Annotated in this window: 14 protein-coding genes; 8 read left to right on the forward strand and 6 right to left on the reverse strand. The window is 69.2% G+C overall.

Going from position 1 to position 17,455, the window contains the following annotated elements:
* From MW290_RS13650 to MW290_RS13665, 4 genes are all read right to left on the reverse strand, one after another.
* Positions 1-816, reverse strand: coding sequence for a carbohydrate ABC transporter permease (locus tag MW290_RS13650; protein ID WP_250195196.1), 816 nt, complete (start codon positions 814-816; stop codon positions 1-3).
* 12 nt (positions 817-828) lie between these two features.
* Positions 829-1,686, reverse strand: coding sequence for a carbohydrate ABC transporter permease (locus MW290_RS13655; RefSeq protein WP_250195197.1), 858 nt, complete (start codon positions 1,684-1,686; stop codon positions 829-831).
* 63 nt (positions 1,687-1,749) lie between these two features.
* The gene (locus tag MW290_RS13660; protein WP_250195198.1) at positions 1,750-3,054 is read right to left on the reverse strand and encodes an ABC transporter substrate-binding protein; all 1,305 of its coding nucleotides are present in this window, start codon (positions 3,052-3,054) and stop codon (positions 1,750-1,752) included.
* 144 nt (positions 3,055-3,198) lie between these two features.
* Positions 3,199-3,570 (reverse strand): DUF4902 domain-containing protein, encoded by a 372-nt coding sequence (locus MW290_RS13665; protein ID WP_250195199.1) that lies wholly within the window; start codon positions 3,568-3,570, stop codon positions 3,199-3,201.
* A 168-nt stretch (positions 3,571-3,738) separates the two neighbouring features.
* Between MW290_RS13665 and MW290_RS13670 the strand changes: the two genes are divergently transcribed.
* From MW290_RS13670 to MW290_RS13700, 7 genes are all read left to right on the forward strand, one after another.
* The gene (locus tag MW290_RS13670) at positions 3,739-4,452 is read left to right on the forward strand and encodes a helix-turn-helix transcriptional regulator (protein WP_250195200.1); all 714 of its coding nucleotides are present in this window, start codon (positions 3,739-3,741) and stop codon (positions 4,450-4,452) included.
* A gap of 330 nt (positions 4,453-4,782) precedes the next feature.
* Positions 4,783-5,220, forward strand: a complete 438-nt coding sequence (locus MW290_RS13675; protein WP_250195201.1) for a GNAT family N-acetyltransferase — start codon at positions 4,783-4,785, stop codon at positions 5,218-5,220.
* Positions 5,217-5,453, forward strand: coding sequence for a hypothetical protein (locus tag MW290_RS13680; RefSeq protein ID WP_250195202.1), 237 nt, complete (start codon positions 5,217-5,219; stop codon positions 5,451-5,453). Before MW290_RS13675 ends, MW290_RS13680 begins: the two co-directional genes overlap by 4 nt.
* A gap of 316 nt (positions 5,454-5,769) precedes the next feature.
* The gene (gene nirB, locus MW290_RS13685; RefSeq protein ID WP_250195203.1) at positions 5,770-8,586 is read left to right on the forward strand and encodes a nitrite reductase large subunit NirB; all 2,817 of its coding nucleotides are present in this window, start codon (positions 5,770-5,772) and stop codon (positions 8,584-8,586) included.
* A gap of 13 nt (positions 8,587-8,599) precedes the next feature.
* Complete coding sequence (locus tag MW290_RS13690) at positions 8,600-9,904, forward strand: nitrate- and nitrite sensing domain-containing protein (RefSeq protein WP_250195204.1); 1,305 nt, start codon at positions 8,600-8,602, stop codon at positions 9,902-9,904.
* A 207-nt stretch (positions 9,905-10,111) separates the two neighbouring features.
* A complete protein-coding gene (locus MW290_RS13695) occupies positions 10,112-10,924 on the forward strand; it encodes a formate/nitrite transporter family protein (protein WP_250195205.1) in 813 nt (270 codons plus the stop codon).
* 10 nt (positions 10,925-10,934) lie between these two features.
* Positions 10,935-12,668, forward strand: coding sequence for a bifunctional protein-serine/threonine kinase/phosphatase (locus tag MW290_RS13700; protein ID WP_250195206.1), 1,734 nt, complete (start codon positions 10,935-10,937; stop codon positions 12,666-12,668).
* Positions 12,669-12,699: 31 nt separating this feature from the next.
* On the opposite strand, the gene MW290_RS13705 is transcribed toward MW290_RS13700, so the two are convergent.
* A complete protein-coding gene (locus MW290_RS13705; protein ID WP_250195207.1) occupies positions 12,700-13,680 on the reverse strand; it encodes a PEP-CTERM sorting domain-containing protein in 981 nt (326 codons plus the stop codon).
* Between the two features lie 280 nt (positions 13,681-13,960).
* On the opposite strand from MW290_RS13705, the gene MW290_RS13710 reads away from it, so the two are divergent.
* The gene (locus MW290_RS13710; RefSeq protein WP_250195208.1) at positions 13,961-16,162 is read left to right on the forward strand and encodes an ATP-binding protein; all 2,202 of its coding nucleotides are present in this window, start codon (positions 13,961-13,963) and stop codon (positions 16,160-16,162) included.
* Here the strand turns inward: MW290_RS13710 and MW290_RS13715 are convergent.
* Positions 16,146-17,408 (reverse strand): phospholipase D-like domain-containing protein, encoded by a 1,263-nt coding sequence (locus tag MW290_RS13715; protein ID WP_250195209.1) that lies wholly within the window; start codon positions 17,406-17,408, stop codon positions 16,146-16,148. The genes MW290_RS13710 and MW290_RS13715 overlap by 17 nt on opposite strands.
* Positions 17,409-17,455 lie beyond the last annotated feature (47 nt).

A 17,455-nucleotide genomic window follows, 5' to 3' on the forward strand; every position in this document is an offset into this window, starting at 1 on the left:
CTACTTCACAGCGCCAAAGGTCAGGCCTTGCACCAGCTGCTTTTGACTGAACCAGCCCACCACCACGATGGGCGCGATGGCCATCAGCGAAGCGGCCGACAACTTGGCCCAGAACAGGCCCTCGGGGCTGGAATACGAGGCGATGAGGGTGGCCAGCGTGCCGGCCTTGGACGAGCTGAGGTTGAGCGACCAGAAGGCCTCGTTCCAGCTCATCACCAGGCAAAGCAGCCCGGTGGAGGCCAGCGATCCCATGGCCAGCGGGCGGATGACGTGCTTGAACTCGCCCCAGATGCCGGCGCCGTCCATGCGCGCGGCTTCGAGGATGTCGCCCGGGATGTCCTTGAAGCCCGAATACAGCATCCACACCATGATGGGCAGGTTGGACAGCGTGAACACCACGATCAGCGCCAGCAGCGAATCCAGCAGCCCGGCGGTCTGCGCCATCACGTACACCGGCACCAGCGCGCCCACCGCCGGCATCATCTTGGTGGACAGCATCCACATCAGGATGTCGCGGGTGCGCCGGGTGCGGAAGAAGGCCATCGAGTAGGCGGCCGGCGCCGCGATGGCCAGCCCCAGCACCGTCGACACCACGCTGGTGATCACCGAGTTGATGGCGAAGTGCAGGTAGTCGCTGCGCTCGTTCACCTCGGCAAAGCTGTGCAGCGTGGGCTCGAAGAACAGCTGCGGCGGAATCGCGATGGCCTGCTGCTCGGTCTTGAAGGCGGTGAGCACCAGCCAGATCAGCGGAAACACCAGCACCAGCGTCACGCCCCAGGCGGCCACGGTGCGCAGCAGAAGGGTCAGGTTCTTCATGCGGTCTCCTGCTCAGTCGAGGTTCTTGCCGATCAGGCGGATGAGGAACACCGCGGCGATGTTGGCCAGCAGCACCGCGAACAGCGCACCGGCCGAAGCCACGCCCACGTCGAAGTTCATCAGCGCCTGCTTGAAGATCAGGAAGGCGACGTTGGTGCTCTCGTTGCCCGGCCCGCCACCGGTGGTGGTGAAGATCTCGGCGAACACGCTCATCAGGAAGATCATCTCGATCATCACGACGACGGCGATGGGCCGCGCCAGGTGCGGCAGCGTGAGGTACCAGAACTTCTGCAGCGCATTGGCGCCGTCCATGCCGGCGGCTTCCATCTGGTCGCGGTCCAGCGACTGCAGCGAGGTGATGAAGATCAGGCAGGCGAAGGGCAGCCACTGCCAGGCCACCATCAGGATGATGGACAGCAGCGGATGCTCGGTGAGCCAGTCCACCGGCTGGAGGCCGAAGAACAGCGCCACCTGCGCCAGCACGCCGTACACCGGGTTCATCATCATGTGCTTCCACAGCAGCGCATTGGCCGTGGGCATCACGAAGAAGGGCGAGATCAGCAGCACCCGCACGATGCCGCGGCCGGGAAACGGTTCATTGACCAGCAGCGCCAGGGCCACGCCCAGCACCACCGTGATGGCGATGACCGAGCCCAGCAGCAACAGGGTGTTGACCACCGAGGCGCCGAAGTCGGGGTCGGTCACGAAGTAGTGGAAGTTCTCCAGACCGATGAAGGTCTTGTCGCCCGGCTGCATCAGGTTGTAGCGGACGGCGGAGAAGTACAGCGTCATCAGCAGCGGCACGATCATCCACAGGAAGAGCGTGGCTACCGCAGGCGCCATCAGCGCGCGGGGCAGGAGTCGGTTCATCGCGGACCTCGGGTGAAGCAGGGGCCACCGGCCGTGCGCCGGCGGGCCCCCGGGGGCACGGGCTTACTTGTAGTAGCCGCCCTTGCGCATCTCGCGGTCGGCCGCGGCCTGCGAGGTCTTCAGCGCCTGGTCCACGCTGGTCTTGCCGGCGACGGCGGCGCTCATCTGCTGGCCCACCGCGATGCCGATGGCCTGGAACTCCGGAATGGCCGCGAACTGCACGCCCACGTACGGGCTCTTGGGCAACGTGCTGTCGTTCGGGTTGGCGCTGTCGATGGCCTTCTTCTCGGCCGCCGCGAACACCGCCGCCTTCATGAACTCCGGGTTGGCATAGGTGGACTTGCGGGTGCCGGTGGGCACCGCCGCCCAGCCCTTTTCCTTGGCCACCAGGTTGATGTAGTCCTTGGAGGTGGCCCAGGCGATGAACTTCTGCGCGGCATCGGCATTCTTGGTGCCGGCCGGGATGGCCAGCGCCCAGGCCCACAGCCAGTTGGCGCCCTTCTCCGTCACCGCATACGGGCCCTGGGCGAAGGCCACCTTGTCGGCCACCTTGCTCTGCTTGGGGTCGGTGATGAAGGAGGCGGCGATGGTCGCGTCCACCCACATGCCGCACTTGCCTTCGTTGTACAGCGCCAGGATCTCGTTGAAGCTGTTGGCGCTGGAGCCGGGCGGGCCGTACTTCTTCAGCAGGTCGACGTAGAACGTGACCGCGTCCTTCCAGGGCTTGGTTTCCAGCTGCGGCTTCCAGCTCATGTCGAACCACTGGGCACCGAAGCTGTTGGCCATGGTGCTGAGGAAGGCCATGTTGTCGCCCCAGCCCGGCTTGCCGCGCAGGCAGATGCCGTACACGTTGGGCGGGTTGTGGATCTTGGCGGCGGCGTCGCGCACCTGCTCCCAGGTGGGCCGCTCGGGAAACGTGACGCCGGCCTTGTCGGTCAGGTCCTTGCGGTACATCAGCATCGAGCTTTCGCCGTAGAACGGTGCCGCATACAGCTTGCCGTCCACCGACAGGCCGTTGCGCATGGCCGGCAGCAGGTCGTCCACGTCGTAGCCGGCGGTGGGCGTCAGCTCCTTCAGCCAGCCCTTCTTGGCCCAGATCGGCGTCTCGTACATGCCGATGGTCATCACGTCGAACTGGCCGCCCTTGGTGGCGATGTCGGTGGTGACGCGCGAGCGCAGCATGCCCTCCTCCAGCGTCACCCACTTGAGCTTGATGTCGGGGTACGCCTTCTCGAACTGCGGCGTCAGCTTCTGCATCTCGATCATGTGGCCGTTGTTCACGGTGGCGATGACCAGCTCGGTGGCGGCGTGCGCCGCACCCGCGGCGGCGCCCATGCACAGGATCAGGGCGGCCTGGTAAGTCTTCATGCTGCGTCTCCTTCTGTTCGTCGGTTCGTCGACGGGGCGAACTTTAGGAGCCGACCTCTTGCGAGGCGCATACGGATTTCAAAGCAACCGATACGCGATTGCAGCGAAGACTGGGGGTTTACCAGGGTATGGTGCGAGCCCGTTTCACACCGCCTGCGCCGCCAGCCGCAGCTGCCGGCTGTGGCGGCGCTGGCGCGCGGTGCCGCCCTCCTCGGCCTCTTCCTCCTGGGCGAGGAGGTGCTGGTGCCACGGCAGGGCGTGCACCGCCGACATCAGGTGCAACATCCGCTCCTCGTCGTCGAGCACGTGGCCTGCCCGGCCGATCAGCACCACGTTGGACAGGATGTTGGTCGGGTCGGCCATCGCCACCGCGGTCTTGGACACGGCCACCCAGTCCCAGGCCATGCCCACCAGCCGCCGCGAGACCTGGGCGGCCCACAGCACCTGGCCGTACTCGGCACCGGTCTGGGCATGTCCGTGCTGTTTTGACAGATTCAGCTGCCGGTAGCGGTGCATCGATCGGTTAAATTCGGATACGGTCACGAGAACCGGCGCCCAGGTAACCACGGACCAGATCGGCACGACCATTGTTGTTCTCCAAAGAAGTTCGAGAGGGTAGTGTGAGACAGAAATTCAGGCTCGCCAACTGCCAAAACGTGTAGGCCGCCCTCTCGCAGACACGACATGTTATTGAAGCACTACTTCGACGTCAGCCAGGCAGAGGATATCGACACCTTTCGCCGGCGGTTGATCGACATGGCCGGGGCGCTGGATTTTCCGCTCATCACCAGCGTGCTCGTGGTGGAAGACCAGCACGCCGGGCGACACCAGCTGCACGAGGTGGGCAATATCCCCGAGGCCTTTGCCAATGCCTCGCGGGCGCCGGAATCGGTGGCGCGCGACCCGGTGATCAAGCGTTTGCGCACCTTGTCGGTGCCATTCGCCTACGACCAGTCGCTGTACGTCGAGGAAAAGGCCGGCGACCTGTGGGAGGAGCAGGCGCCCTACGGCTACCACAGCGGCATCTCGATGGCGCTGCACCTGCCGGACGGCAAGCACTTCTTCCTGGGCGTGGACCGCGACCATGCGCTGCCGGCAGACGAGGGCCTCTCTCGCACCATGGCCGACCTGCAGTTGCTGGCGGTGCATGCCCAGTCGGCCGCCGCCCGGCTGCTGCTGCCCAAGGCCGAGCCGGTGGAGCCACCGCCGCGGCTGTCCCCGCGCGAGATCGAGGTGCTGCGCTGGGCGATGGACGGCAAGTCCAACTGGAACATCGCGCAGATCCTCAACGTGTCCGAGCACACGGTGTCGTTCCACCTGCGAAACGCCTTCGCCAAGCTGAAGGCTTCCACCCGCACCCAGGCGGTGCTCAAGGCCAAGACGCTGGACCTGCTGTAGGGCTTGCAGGGGGGGCACCCCTGCATGGTTGTGTAGCTTACGCCGCTCAGGCGCTTTCGAGAAACTGCGTTCCATCGGATCACGGTTTTCAAGGAGCGCAACATGACTCAATCGCACAGCATCGCCCCGGCCTTTCCCCGCGTCGGTTTCTGATTTCAGGCTGAGTTTGGCCCCGCGGCGCCCGGAGTTTTTCCGGCGGGCTGCAGAACAACAAGACCGCCAACTCTCACAGGGCGCGGCAATCATCCCCGAAAAACGCCCCCAACCTTGGCTGGGGGCGCTTTCCGCATTTCCATTCCAGATATTCGTACACGTCGGAAGGAGGTTTTGATGGCCGATGCCGAACGTGCCAGCCAGCCACAGCACCGGATGGCCCCGGTGAATCTCACCGACTATCCCAGCCTGGTGCGCATCTGGCAGCAGTGCGGCCGCGATACCGAGACGCTGCGCACCACCTTCGTGTGGGAAGCGCTGCGCCGGGCCACGCAGGTGCGGGCCTACCGCACGCCCACCGGGCAGGTCATCGGCTTCCTCATCACCTCCGGTGAGCGGCTGGAAGTGGTGTGCGTTGCGCCCGCCTACCAGGGCCAGGGCGTGGGCGCACAAATGCTGCACTTCGCACGCGAGCAGCTGGGTGCCCGCGAGGTACAGCTCGACAGCCTGCCGCCCGGCCTGTGGGACTTTCTGTCCACGCAAGGCATGCGGCCAGCCACGGGCGCCCGCCACCTGCCCCTGCCGCAACCCCGTGCCTCGCAGGTGTCGCTGTGACCGAGCAGACCGGCCTGCCGCGCCCCGCCTTGCCCGTGGGCGCACTGCCCCTGCGCCTGCACGGCGAGCTGGTGGTCGTCAGCCCCGCGGCGGCGCCCTCGCTGCGCCCCGGTGCCGAAGGCTGGGTGGTGGAGATCGACGCGGCGCCGCAAGAGGTGCACTACACGATCGAGTTCGACGACGGCGCGATGGTGCACCTGCCCGCGCACCTGGTGCTGAACCACCCTGGCTGAGCGCATTCCGTGCGCCGCGCCGGTGCGCGCAGCCCCTTGCTGGCGCATTTGCGGCGCATTCGCAGCCCTGATCGCTGGGCACGAACGTTGCGTGATGCTCACCGCCTGCCGCGGTAGCGTCGCTGCGGCCAGGCCTCCCCTCCGCTGATGACGGCGGACCACCGATCGCGCGGCAGCCCCTGGCTGCGGCCGTTGGTGGATTCCACCCGTACTCAAAACCAGAGGTGGCGGCGCATGCCTGCGCCCCGCCGGGGTCGGCCGAGGCGCAGCTCCTGCTCAGCACCGCGGCCCGCCCGCGTATGACCAGGATGCAAGCATGAAGATCGTTCTCGTCGGCCACGGCATGGTGGGCCACAAGTTCCTGGAAAGCCTGTCGCAGGCCGACCTGCCCGGCCTGGAAGTGACGGTGCTGTGCGAGGAGCCGCGCCCGGCCTACGACCGTGTGCACCTGTCCGAGTTCTTCAGCGGCAAGACGGCCGAGCAGCTGTCGCTGGTGGCACCCGGCTTCTTCGAGCGCACCGGCTACACCCTGAAGCTGGGCGCCCGCGCCGCCAGCGTCGACCGCCGCGCCCGCACCGTCACCGCGGTGGATGGCAGCGTGCACCCCTATGACCGTCTGGTGCTGGCCACCGGCTCCAGCCCCTTCGTGCCGCCGGTGCCTGGCCGCGACCGCCCGCACTGCTTCGTCTACCGCACGATCGAGGACCTGGAGGCGATGAAGGCCTCGGGCGCCAAGTCAAGCAGCGGCGTGGTGGTGGGCGGCGGCCTGCTGGGCCTGGAATGCGCCAAGGCGCTGTGCGACCTGGGCCTGCAGACCCATGTGGTGGAGTTCGCGCCGCGGCTGATGGCGGTGCAGGTGGACGACGGCGGTGCCCGCGTGCTGCGCAGCAAGATCGAGGCGCTGGGCGTGCAGGTGCACACCAGCCGCAACACGGTGGAGATCACCGACGGCGCCAGCGCCCGCCACCGCATGGTGTACGCCGACGGCACCTACCTCGAGACCGACATGATCGTGTTCTCGGCCGGCATCCGCCCACGCGACGACCTGGCCCGCCAGTGCGTGCTGGCCATCGGCCCGCGCGGCGGCGTGGTGATCGACGACCACTGCCGCAGCAGCGACCCTCACGTGTACGCCATCGGCGAATGCGCCAGCTGGAACGAGCAGACCTTCGGCCTGGTGGCGCCCGGCTACGAGATGGCCCGCGTGGCCGCGCAGCACATCGCCGGCAGCGCCGAGGCAGCCTTCCGCGGCGCCGACATGAGCACCAAGCTCAAGCTGATGGGCGTGGACGTGGCCAGCATCGGCGACGCCCACGGCAAGACACCCGGCAGCCGCCAGTGCCAGTACGTGGACGAGCGGCGGCAGGTGTACAAGAAGATCGTGATCAGTGAAGACGGCAGCCGTCTGCTGGGCGCGGTGCTGGTGGGCGACGCCGCCGAATACGGCACGCTGCTGCAGATGGCGCTCAACGGCATCAAGCTGCCGGCCGAGCCCGAGTTCCTGATCCTGCCCACCAGCGACGGCAAGGCCCGGCCCGGCCTGGGCGTGGATGCGCTGCCCGAGACGGCGCAGATCTGCTCGTGCAACAACGTGAGCAAGGGCCGCCTGTGCGCCGCGGTGGCCGAAGGCGCCACCACCATCGGCCAGATCAAGGCCTGCACCCAGGCCGGTGCCACCTGCGGCGGCTGCGTGCCGCTGGTCACCCAGGTGATGAAGGCCGAGATGGCCCGCCTGGGCATGGCCGTCAACGACCACCTTTGCGAGCACTTCCCGCACTCGCGCCAGGCGCTCTACCACCTGGTGCGCGTGGGCGGCATCCGCAGCTTCAGCGATCTGCTGGCCCGCCACGGCCGTGGCCAGGGCTGCGACATCTGCAAGCCGGCGGCGGCCAGCATCTTCGCCTCGTGCTGGAACGAGTTCGTGCTCAAGCAGGACCTGGCGCCGCTGCAGGACAGCAACGACTACTACCTGGGCAACCTGCAGAAGGACGGCACCTACTCGGTGGTGCCGCGCATGGCCGGCGGCGAGGTGACGCCCGACGGCCTGATCGCCGTCGGCCAGGTGGCCAAGAAGTACGGCCTGTACACCAAGATCACCGGCGGCCAGCGGGTCGATCTGTTCGGCGCCAAGGTCGACCAGCTGCCCGCCATCTGGGAAGAGCTGATCGCCGCCGGCTTCGAGTCGGGCCACGCCTATGGCAAGAGCCTGCGCACCGTCAAGAGCTGCGTGGGCAGCACCTGGTGCCGCTACGGCGTGGACGACAGCCTGGGCCTGGCCGTGATGCTGGAGAACCGCTACAAGGGCCTGCGCGCGCCGCACAAGATCAAGTTCGGCGTCTCGGGCTGCACCCGTGAATGCGCCGAGGCCCAGGGCAAGGACGTGGGCGTGATCGCCACCGACAAGGGCTGGAACCTCTACGTCTGCGGCAACGGCGGCATGAAGCCGCGCCATGCCGAGCTGCTGGCCGCCGACCTGGACCGGGCCACGCTGGTGCGGCTGATCGACCGCTTCCTGATGTTCTACGTGCGCACCGCCGACCGGCTGCAGCGCACCAGCACCTGGCGCGACAACCTGGAAGGCGGCCTGGACTACCTGAAGGACGTGATCGTGCAGGACAGCCTGGGCCTGGGCGCCGAGCTGGAAGCCCAGATGCAGCACGTGGTGGACACCTACCAGTGCGAATGGAAGACCGCCGTCAACGACCCGCAGGTGCGCCAGCGCTTCCGTTCCTTCGTCAACATCGCCCCGGCGCCCACCGAAGCGCCGCAGACGGAAGGCCCGCGCTGGGTGCCCGTGTGCCGCACCGAGGACATCCTGCCCGAGGCCGGCGTCGCCGCGCTGGTGGACGAGCAGCCCATCGCCGTCTTCCGCCTGGGCGACGGCAGCTTCCACGCCATTGATGACGTGGACCCGAAGTCGGGCGCCAGCGTGCTCTCGCGCGGACTGGTGGGCAACCTGGGCGACCGGCTGGTGGTGGCCTCGCCCATGTACAAGAACCACTTCGACCTGCGCAGCGGCGAATGCCTCGAGGCGCCCGAGCATTCGGTGCGGGCCCATGCCGTGCGCGTGGAAGACGGCCAGGTGCTGGTGGCGCTGGCGCACACAATGCAGGAAGAACCCGCCACCGCCTGACCCGAGAGCCCGCATGACCGAGACCGCCCTGCCCCTGACCGCCTCGCAGCTGGTGCTGCGGGCCAAGCAGCGCGAGCTTGAGGCGGTGCGCCAGCTGGCCCAGCGCACCGAGCTGGTCGATGCCATCGGCCGGCTCATCCACGGCCTGCAGCGCGAACGCGGCGCCACCAGCGTGTGGCTGGCCTCGGGCGGCCAGCGCTTTGCCGAGGTGCGCACCCAGGCCATGGCCGAGGCCGACCAGGCCGAGCAGGTGCTGCGCCAGCAGCTGGCCGGCCAGCTGGCGCCTGAACAGGCCGCTGGTGCGCCGCTGCTCACGCTGATGGCCTGGGTGTTGATGGGGCTGGAACAGCTGCCCGCGCTGCGCGCGCAGGTGGCCCGCCAGCAGCTGGACGCGGCCGCTTCGGTGGCCGCCTACAGCCGGCTCATCGCCGGGCCGGTGGAACTCATCTTCCACATCGCCGACGCCGCGCGCTTGCCGGCCGCCTCACGCCTGCTGGTGGCGCTGCTGCACCTGGTGCAGGCCAATGAAGCCGCCGGCCAGGAACGGGCACTGGGCGCGGTGCTGTTCGCTTCCGGCCGCTGCGCGCAGGCGCAGCAGCAGCGGGTGCTGCACCTGATCGATGCGCAGGAGCGCAGCCTGCAGGTGTTTGCCGACTTCGCCGAGCCGGCGTTGCGCAGCGACTGGGAAGCGCGCCAGCTCACGCCCGAGGCCGCGCGACTGGAGCGGCTGCGCCGCACCCTGGCCATGGCAAGGCCGGAGGCGCCGCTGGACACCCGCCACAGCGACGACTGGTTCGAGGTGAGCAGCCAGCGCATCGATGCGCTGTGGCAGCTGCAGCTGGACCTCATGGCGCGGCTGCGCGCCGAGTGCGAATCGCAAAGCCGGCAGGCCGAGCAGGACCTGCAGGACTCCGAGGGCCTGCTGCAGGGCCTGCGCCGCCACCCGCCCCAGCATGCCGGCGCGGTGGCCCGCTTCTTCGAGGCCGACCCGGCCGCACAGCCGGTGCCCGGCCCCGACGCGGTGGCCCCGGCGGCCGACAACGCGGCCCTGATGGCGCTGCTGCAGGAACAGGCCGCCCGCCTGGCCCGCATGGAGGCCGAGCTGGACAACGCCCGCCGCACGCTGCATGAACGCAAGGTGATCGAGCGCGCCAAGGGCGTGCTGATGTCGCGCCTGGGCATGACCGAAGAAGCCGCCTTCCGCGCGCTGCAGAAGACCTCGATGGACCAGAACCGCCGGCTGCTGGACGTCGCCGAGGCCACCTTGTCGCTGCCCGACTTCGCCTTCGGGCCGACGCCCGGCGTGCCACACGTCTAGACAAGCAGGCACCAGCCGGGTGCGCTGCGCATGGCATGGAAGGTGCATGCCCGTCGGACATCGAGCTAAAGGCGGCTCGCCCCCACGGATGACGGCGTCCGTTGCCTGCCCTGCACCTGTTGCAGCGGCATGGCAACGGACGCCGTTTTCGTTTTTGCGCTGCAACCGGCTGCACCTGCGGCAGCCACCCGCCCCCAAGGAAGTGCCATGGCCTACCTCGCCCCCGCCGAATTCGTCACCAAGATGGTCGATGCCGGCGAATCCAAGCTGCTGATGTCCACCCGCGACACGCTGATCCGCTCCTACATGGCCGGTGCCATCCTGGCGCTGGCGGCCGCCTTCGCGGTGACGGTGACGGTGAACACCGGCAATGCGCTGATCGGCGCGCTGCTGTTCCCGGTGGGCTTCTGCATCCTGTACCTGCTGGGCTTCGACCTGCTGACCGGCGTGTTCACGCTGACGCCGCTGGCCGTGCTGGACAAGCGGCCCGGCGCCACCTGGGCCGGCGTGCTGCGCAACTGGACGCTGGTGTTCTTCGGCAACTTCGCCGGGGCCCTGACGGTGGCCCTCTTCATGGCCATCATCTTCACCTACGGCTTCTCGGAGGCGCCCAATGCGGTGGGCCAGAAGATCGGCCACATCGGCGAAGGCCGCACGCTGGGCTATGCCGCCCACGGGGCAGCCGGCATGCTCACCCTCTTCATCCGCGGCGTGATGTGCAACTGGATGGTGTCCACCGGCGTGGTGGCGGCCATGATGTCCACCAGCGTGTCGGGCAAGGTCATCGGCATGTGGATGCCCATCCTCATCTTCTTCTACATGGGCTTCGAGCATTCCATCGTCAACATGTTCCTGTTCCCGTCGGGCCTGCTGCTGGGCGGCCAGTTCACCTTCATGGACTACCTGATCTGGAACGAGATCCCCACCGTCATCGGCAACCTGGTGGGCGGCCTCACCTTCGTGGGGGCTACGCTGTACGCCACGCACTACAAGACCGCCCCCCAGCGCGTGGTGGCCTGAAGCAGCACCGATGCTGCAGGTGACGCTGGGCCAGCACTCGCTGGCCGGGCCGGGCCACGCCCGCAACCAGGACTTCCATGGCGCGGTGCTGCCCGGCGCCGCGCTGCGGGCCAGCAAGGGCGTGGCGGTGGCGCTGGCCGATGGCATCGGCTCCAGCGCGGTGGGCCATGTGGCCAGCGCTGCGGCGGTGCGCAGCTTCCTGGACGACTACTACCTGACGCCCGAGAGCTGGTCGGTGCGGCGCTCGGCCCAGCGGGTGCTGCAGGCCACCAACTCCTGGCTGCATGCGCAGACCATGCGCGGCGAAGGCCGCTTCGACAAGGACCGCGGCCATGTGTGCACCTTCAGCGCGCTGGTGCTCAAGGGTCGGCACGCCCACCTGCTGCACGTGGGCGATTCACGCATCTACCAGCTGCACGAGCGCACGCTGGAGCCGCTGACGCAGGACCACCGGCTGCAGCTCAGCGCCACGCAGGCCTGCCTGGCCCGGGCCCTGGGCACCGGGCCGGCGGTGGAGATCGACTACCACCAGTGGCTGCTGCGGCCGGGTGACCTGTACCTGCTGGCCACCGACGGCGCCCACGACCACCTGAGTGCCGCTGTGGTGCATGCCGCCCTGTCCCGCCATGGCGGCGACCTGCAAGCCGCCGCGCAAGACTTGGCCGACGGTGCCCGCGCGGCCGGCAGCACCGACGACATCACGGTGCAACTGCTGCGGGTGGAGGCGCTGCCCGATGCCGATGCCGCCACCGCCCGGGCGGCCTGGCAGGCGCTGCCGCCCGCACCTGCGTTGTCGCCCCGCCAGATGCTGGACCACTACACCCTGGTGCGGCCGCTGCACACCGGCGCCCGCAGCCAGGTGCACCTGGCCCATGACGACGCCAGCGGGCAGCCGGTGGCCCTCAAGTTCCCGTCGGCGGACACGCTGGCCGACCGCACGCTGCTCGACCGCTTCCTGCTGGAGGAATGGGTGGCCCGGCGCATCCACAGCCCGCATGTGCTGCGGCCGGCCGCCGATCACGGGCCGCGCAGCCACCTGTACGTGGCGATGGAGTACCTGCCCGGCCAGACGCTGGCGCAATGGATGCGGGACCATCCCCGGCCCGGCCTGGCCGAGGTGCGGGCCATCGTCGCCCAGCTGGGCCAGGGGCTGCAGGCCTTTCACCGGCTGGAGATGCTGCACCAGGACCTGCGGCCGGAAAACGTGATGATCGATGCCAGTGGCACCGTGAAGATCATCGACTTCGGCACCGTGCAGGTGGCCGGGCTGACCGAATGCGGACCCACGCCGGCGGCCAGCGCGCTGGTGGGCACGCTGCAGTACGCGGCGCCCGAATACTTCGTGGGCCAACCGGCCGACACCCGCGCCGACCTGTTTTCGCTGGCCGTGCTGGCCTACCAGATGCTGAGCGGCCAGCTGCCCTATGGCCTGCAGGTGACGCGGCTGCGGGACGCCTCCGGCCTGCGCCGCCTGCGCTACACGCCGCTGCGCCACCACCGGCCTGACCTGCCGGCCTGGCTGGACGCGGTGCTGCACAAGGCGCTGCAGCCGCAGCCCGCACGCCGCCAGCAGGCGGTGTCGGAGCTGCTGCACGACCTGAACCAGCCCGGCCCGGCCTTCCACCGCCAGCGCCTGCCACCGCTTGCGCAGCGGCATCCGGTGCGTTTCTGGCAGGCCACCAGCGCGTTGCTGGCGCTGGTGGCGCTGCTGCTGTTGCACGCGCTGCTGCAGCGCGGGCCGTAGCCTGCAGCGCGCAGGCCCGGCCCGCGGCGCCTCAGGCGGCCACTGGCTCGCGCTGCCGGCGCCGCCGCGCCACCAGGCCCAGCACGCCGCCACCCAGGGCCAGCATCAGCCAGGTGGAAGGCTCGGGCACCGCCTGGATGGTGTCCCAGGCCACGCCCTGCAGCGCCACCGCTTCGCTGGCCGTCATGCCCAGCTGCAGCGCGGCGTACTCGGTGCCGCCCAGGCTGCGCGGATCGATGCCGGTGATCATCCCGAAGTCGACCAGCGCATGCAGGTAGTAGCCGTAGTTGCTGGCGTGGTAGTTGTCGCTGGCCCAGAGGTTGATCTTGCCGGCGTCGATGCCGTCGTACGGGTTGGCATCGGCCAGGCCGGTGGTGATGGCGCGGTTCCAGGCCAGGCCCACGGGGTTCACGCGGCTGACGATGGTGGGGTTCTGCGCCGCGGCGAACTCATAGCCCGCCTGCACGTCGATGCCCATCTGCGTGATCGGCTTGCCGAACCAGGGGCTGGTGGCATTGCTGAAGGTGAGGTCGGCGCGCGACCACGTGGCGGTCAGGCTGATGTCGACGTTGGGGTTGCGCGCCTGGAACACGTTGCCCAGGATGCCGGTGTAGGTGGCGATCTTGGTCGGGTTGTTCGGCGCCTGGAAGTCCAGGTTGCTCTGCCCGTGCATCACCACCTTGTCCCACGGCTTGTCGATCAGCGACAGGCGGTTGTTGTAGTGGAAGTCGAGGTTGCTGCCCGGCTCCGTCTCAAGGCTGACGTTGTAGTCCAGCCCCGACTGCACGGTGAAGGCCTTGAACAAGGCCGGTACGCCGCCGATGTTGGTGCCGTTGAGGTCGGTGACGGTGTTGGTGCCCCAGTTCTGCACCGAAGCCAGCGCACCATAGGTGAAGCTGTTGCCGATGAAGAGGATGGAGGTGGCGGCGCCGGCCGGCATGGCCTGCAGCCCGCACAGGGCCAGGGCCGCGGCAGCGGCCACGTGGCGGGGGTGGAATCGAACTCCTGGCATGGTTGTTGTCTCCTGCTTGTCTATGCAACTTCGCTGGCCGGCGTGTTCCGGGCAGCCCTTGAATGTGGCGCGCGCCCGGGTCCGACGCCTCCGTGGCCACCCGTAGCCCGGGGTGGCAAATGCAACCGTTGGTACCGCTCGCCTGACATGGCTGCGCAGGTGATGCGCGCCATCGGTCAATAGTGATCAGCTCTGCGCCTGGCACTCAGCAAACAGTGCGTGCCAAGCGGGTGCAAAGGCGGCGACACTCCATCGCGTCCCATCTCTGGTGCACCGCTGCGTGAGCATCCGTACCCGCCTGTTGCTGATCGTTCTGTCGGTATGGTTGCCCGCGGCAGCGGCCTTTGGGCTGCTGGCCCGCAGCACCTACCTGCGCGGTGCCGACGCGGCCCGCCAGCAGGTGCAGCAGCTGGCCGAGCGGCTCAATGCCGCGGTGGAGCGTGAGCTGGAACGCCGCGAGGTCATGGCACGCACGCTCAGCGTCTCGCAGGCGCTGGCCGACGGGCGCTATGCCGCCTTCCATGCCGAGGCCACGGCCGCGGTGCAGCAGACCGACAGCTGGGCCCTGGTGAACACGTTGAACCGCCAGCTGCTCAACACCCGCGTGCCCTTCAGTGCCGAAGGGGTGCCGCGCATCAACCAACGGCCGCTGCTGCAAACCGGCGCGGAGGTGCGCTTCGTGCTGCGCGGGCCGATGAGCCAGCAACCGGTGGTCGGCGTCTTCGTGGCCGACACCGTGAGCCCGCCGCGGCACAACGTGGGCGTGGCCTTCAACGCCGTGGTGCTGCAGCAGCTGGTCGAAGCGCTGCCCTACCCCGAAGGCAGCGTCGCTTCGGTGATGGACCAGCAGCAACGCGTGGCCGCCCGCAACCGAGAGCCGGGCCGCTGGGTGGGGGTGCAGGCCACCGGCGAGCTGGGCCGCCGCGCCGCCGCGCGCGAACATGGTTTTGCGCAGACGGTGACGCTGGACGGCGTGGCCTCGCTCAGCTACCTCAGCCCGCCCAACCGCCATGGCTGGACCACGGTGATCGCGCTGCCGATGCGCACCCTCACCCAGGCGGCCAACCGCCTGACGCTGCAGGCCCTGAGCGCCTCGGCCGTGCTGCTGCTGGTGGGCCTGGGCCTGGCCCTGCTGGCGGCGCGGCGCATCAGCCGGCCGATGTTCCAGCTGCGCGATGCCGCGCTGCAGCTGGGGGCCGACCAGGTGCCGCCGGCGCTGGCCACCGGCGTGAGCGAGGCCGATGCCGTGGCCGCCGCGCTGCGCCGCGCCGGCCAGCATGCACAGCAGGCGCAGCAGGAGCTGCAGGCCCGCGTGGCCGCCGCGGTGGAAGAAGCCCGCCAGGCCCAGGCCAAGCTGCTGGAATCGCAGAAGCACGAAGCCATCGGCCGCCTGACCGGCGGGCTGGCGCACGACTTCAACAACCTGCTGCAGACCATCACCACCGCCGTGCAGCTGGCCCTGCGGGTGGTGCCGGAAGGCCCGCACCGGCGCGCGCTGCAGGCGGCCGTGGGCGCCAGCGCCAAGGCGGCCGGCCTGGTGCGGCAGATGCTGGCCTTCGGCCGCGCGGCCACGCTGGCGCCGCGCCCGGTGGCGGTGAACGACTGGCTGCTGCAAAGCGAAGAGCTGATCAAGAAGACGCTGCAGGGTCGCGTGGGCCTGAGCGCCCACATCGCGCCCGGCCTGCCGGCGGTGATGGTAGACCCCACGCAGCTGGACCTGGCGCTGCTGAACCTGATCTTCAACGCCCGCGACGCGATGCCCGATGGCGGCACCGTCACCATCGCCGGCCGCGAGGCGCAGGCGGACGAGCTGGCCGGCCTGCCGCCCGGCCGCTACGTGCGCCTGTCGGTGGCCGACACCGGCCACGGCATGGACGCGGCGACGATGGCGCAGGCGGTGGAGCCCTACTTCACCACCAAGCCGGTGGGCGCCGGCAGCGGCCTGGGCCTGGCCCAGGTGCAGGCCTTTGCGCGCCATTCGGGCGGCCTGCTGCGGCTGCGCAGCGAGGCCGGCCAGGGCACCGAAGTGACGCTGCTGCTGCCGGTGGCCGACGCGGCCGCGCCCGCCCCCCTGCAGGCCGGCAGCGTGCCTGCGCTGCCGGGCGACGCCGCCCGGCGCCCGCTGCGGGTGCTGATGGTGGAAGACGATGCGCTGGCCGCCTCGGTGGTGGTGCCGGCACTGCAGGCCGCCGGCCACCAGGTGCAGCTGTGCGAAAACGCCGACCAGGCGCAGGCGGTCCTGCAGGGCGAAGCCTCCTTCGACCTGCTGTTCACCGACGTGGTGATGCCCGGCCGGCTCAACGGCATCGACCTGGCACAGTGGGTGCGCCAACACCGGCCGCAGCTGCCCACGGTGCTGGCCACCGGCTTCACCCAGCAGGCGCCCGACGCCGACCTGGTGGTGCTGCACAAACCCTATGCCATCGACCAGCTGCTGGCCACGCTCGCCAGTGCCGCCGCGGCGGCTACAGCACCTCGTTGAGCAGGTAGAAGGCGTTGTCCTTGAGCTTGTGCCAGGTGCCGCGGCGCACCCACTGGTCCAGCTCGATCTCGGTGGCGCGGGCGGCGTACTTCTCGAAGATGGCGTCCAGCCGCGTGGCCAGCGCCGCGTCGCTGATCGACAGGCTGATCTCGTCGTTGATCTCGAAGCTGCGGTCGTCGAAGTTGCTGGAGCCGATGGCACACCACACGCCATCCACCGTCACGATTTTCTGGTGCAGCAGCGTGTGCGGGTACTCGAACAGCCGCACGCCGCAGCGCAGCAGCTTCTCGAAGTTGCGGTGGCCCGCATGCTGCACCATCGGATTGTCCGAGCCGCTGGTCGAAGGCATCAGCACCCGCACGTCCACGCCGCGCTTGACGGCTGCGCCCATCGCGTCGATGGCCTCGGGCTCGGGGATGAAGTAGGGGTTCTGGATCCACAGCCGGTGCTGCGCCAGGCAGATGATGGTGTGGTGCAGGATCTTGACGGTGGGCGCCGAGTTCTCGGGCTTGGCGAACACCGCATGCATCGTGGCATCGCCCGCCGGCGGCAGCGGCGGAAACACCGCATCACCGACGAACAGCTCACCCGTCTCGCCGGCCCAGTTCTCGCTGAAGGCGGCCTGGATGCTGTGCACGATGGGCCCGTGCAGCTGCAGGCTCACGTCGGCGAAATGCTGGCCGTCCTCGGCATTGCCCAGCCAGTCGTCCACCACGCAATGGCCGCCGACGAAGGCTTCGCGACCGTCCAGCACCACCAGCTTGCGGTGGTCGCGGTCGTTGAGCACGCCGATGTTGCGCAGCGCCCGCTTGTGGAAGAAGCAGACTTTGCAGCCCGCCTGGCGCATCTGCGCCACCACCTCGCGGCCGGCGGCCTTGCTGCCCTGCGCGTCCAGCAGCACCCGCACCTTCACGCCGGCCCGGGCGCGCTCGGCCAGCGCCGCTGCCAGGCGCCGGCCCAACTGGCCGTCCTTCCACAAGAAGGTCTCGAAGTGCACCGACTGCGTGGCCTGGCCGATGCGCTCGATCAGCACGTCGAAGAAGGCGCCGTTCTCATGCACCGTCCAGCGGTTGCCGGCCAGCGCCGAGCCCAGCGTCAGGCCCGCGAGGCTGGGCATCAGCGCGTCGATCGGATGGTCGCATTCGATCTTCAGTGAAGGATCGCGGTGGCGCCGGATCGACCAGATGACCAGCAGTTGCACCACCACCAGCATGGCCAGCATGCCGCCCCAGAAAGCTCCGCTCATGTCCCCGCCCCGCGCCGCGCGCCTTGTTGTTGCAGCGCGCCGGTGCA

It is taken from the genome of Aquincola tertiaricarbonis (genome assembly GCF_023573145.1).
In the GTDB taxonomy this organism is placed as follows: Bacteria; Pseudomonadota; Gammaproteobacteria; order Burkholderiales; family Burkholderiaceae_C; genus Aquincola; species Aquincola tertiaricarbonis_B.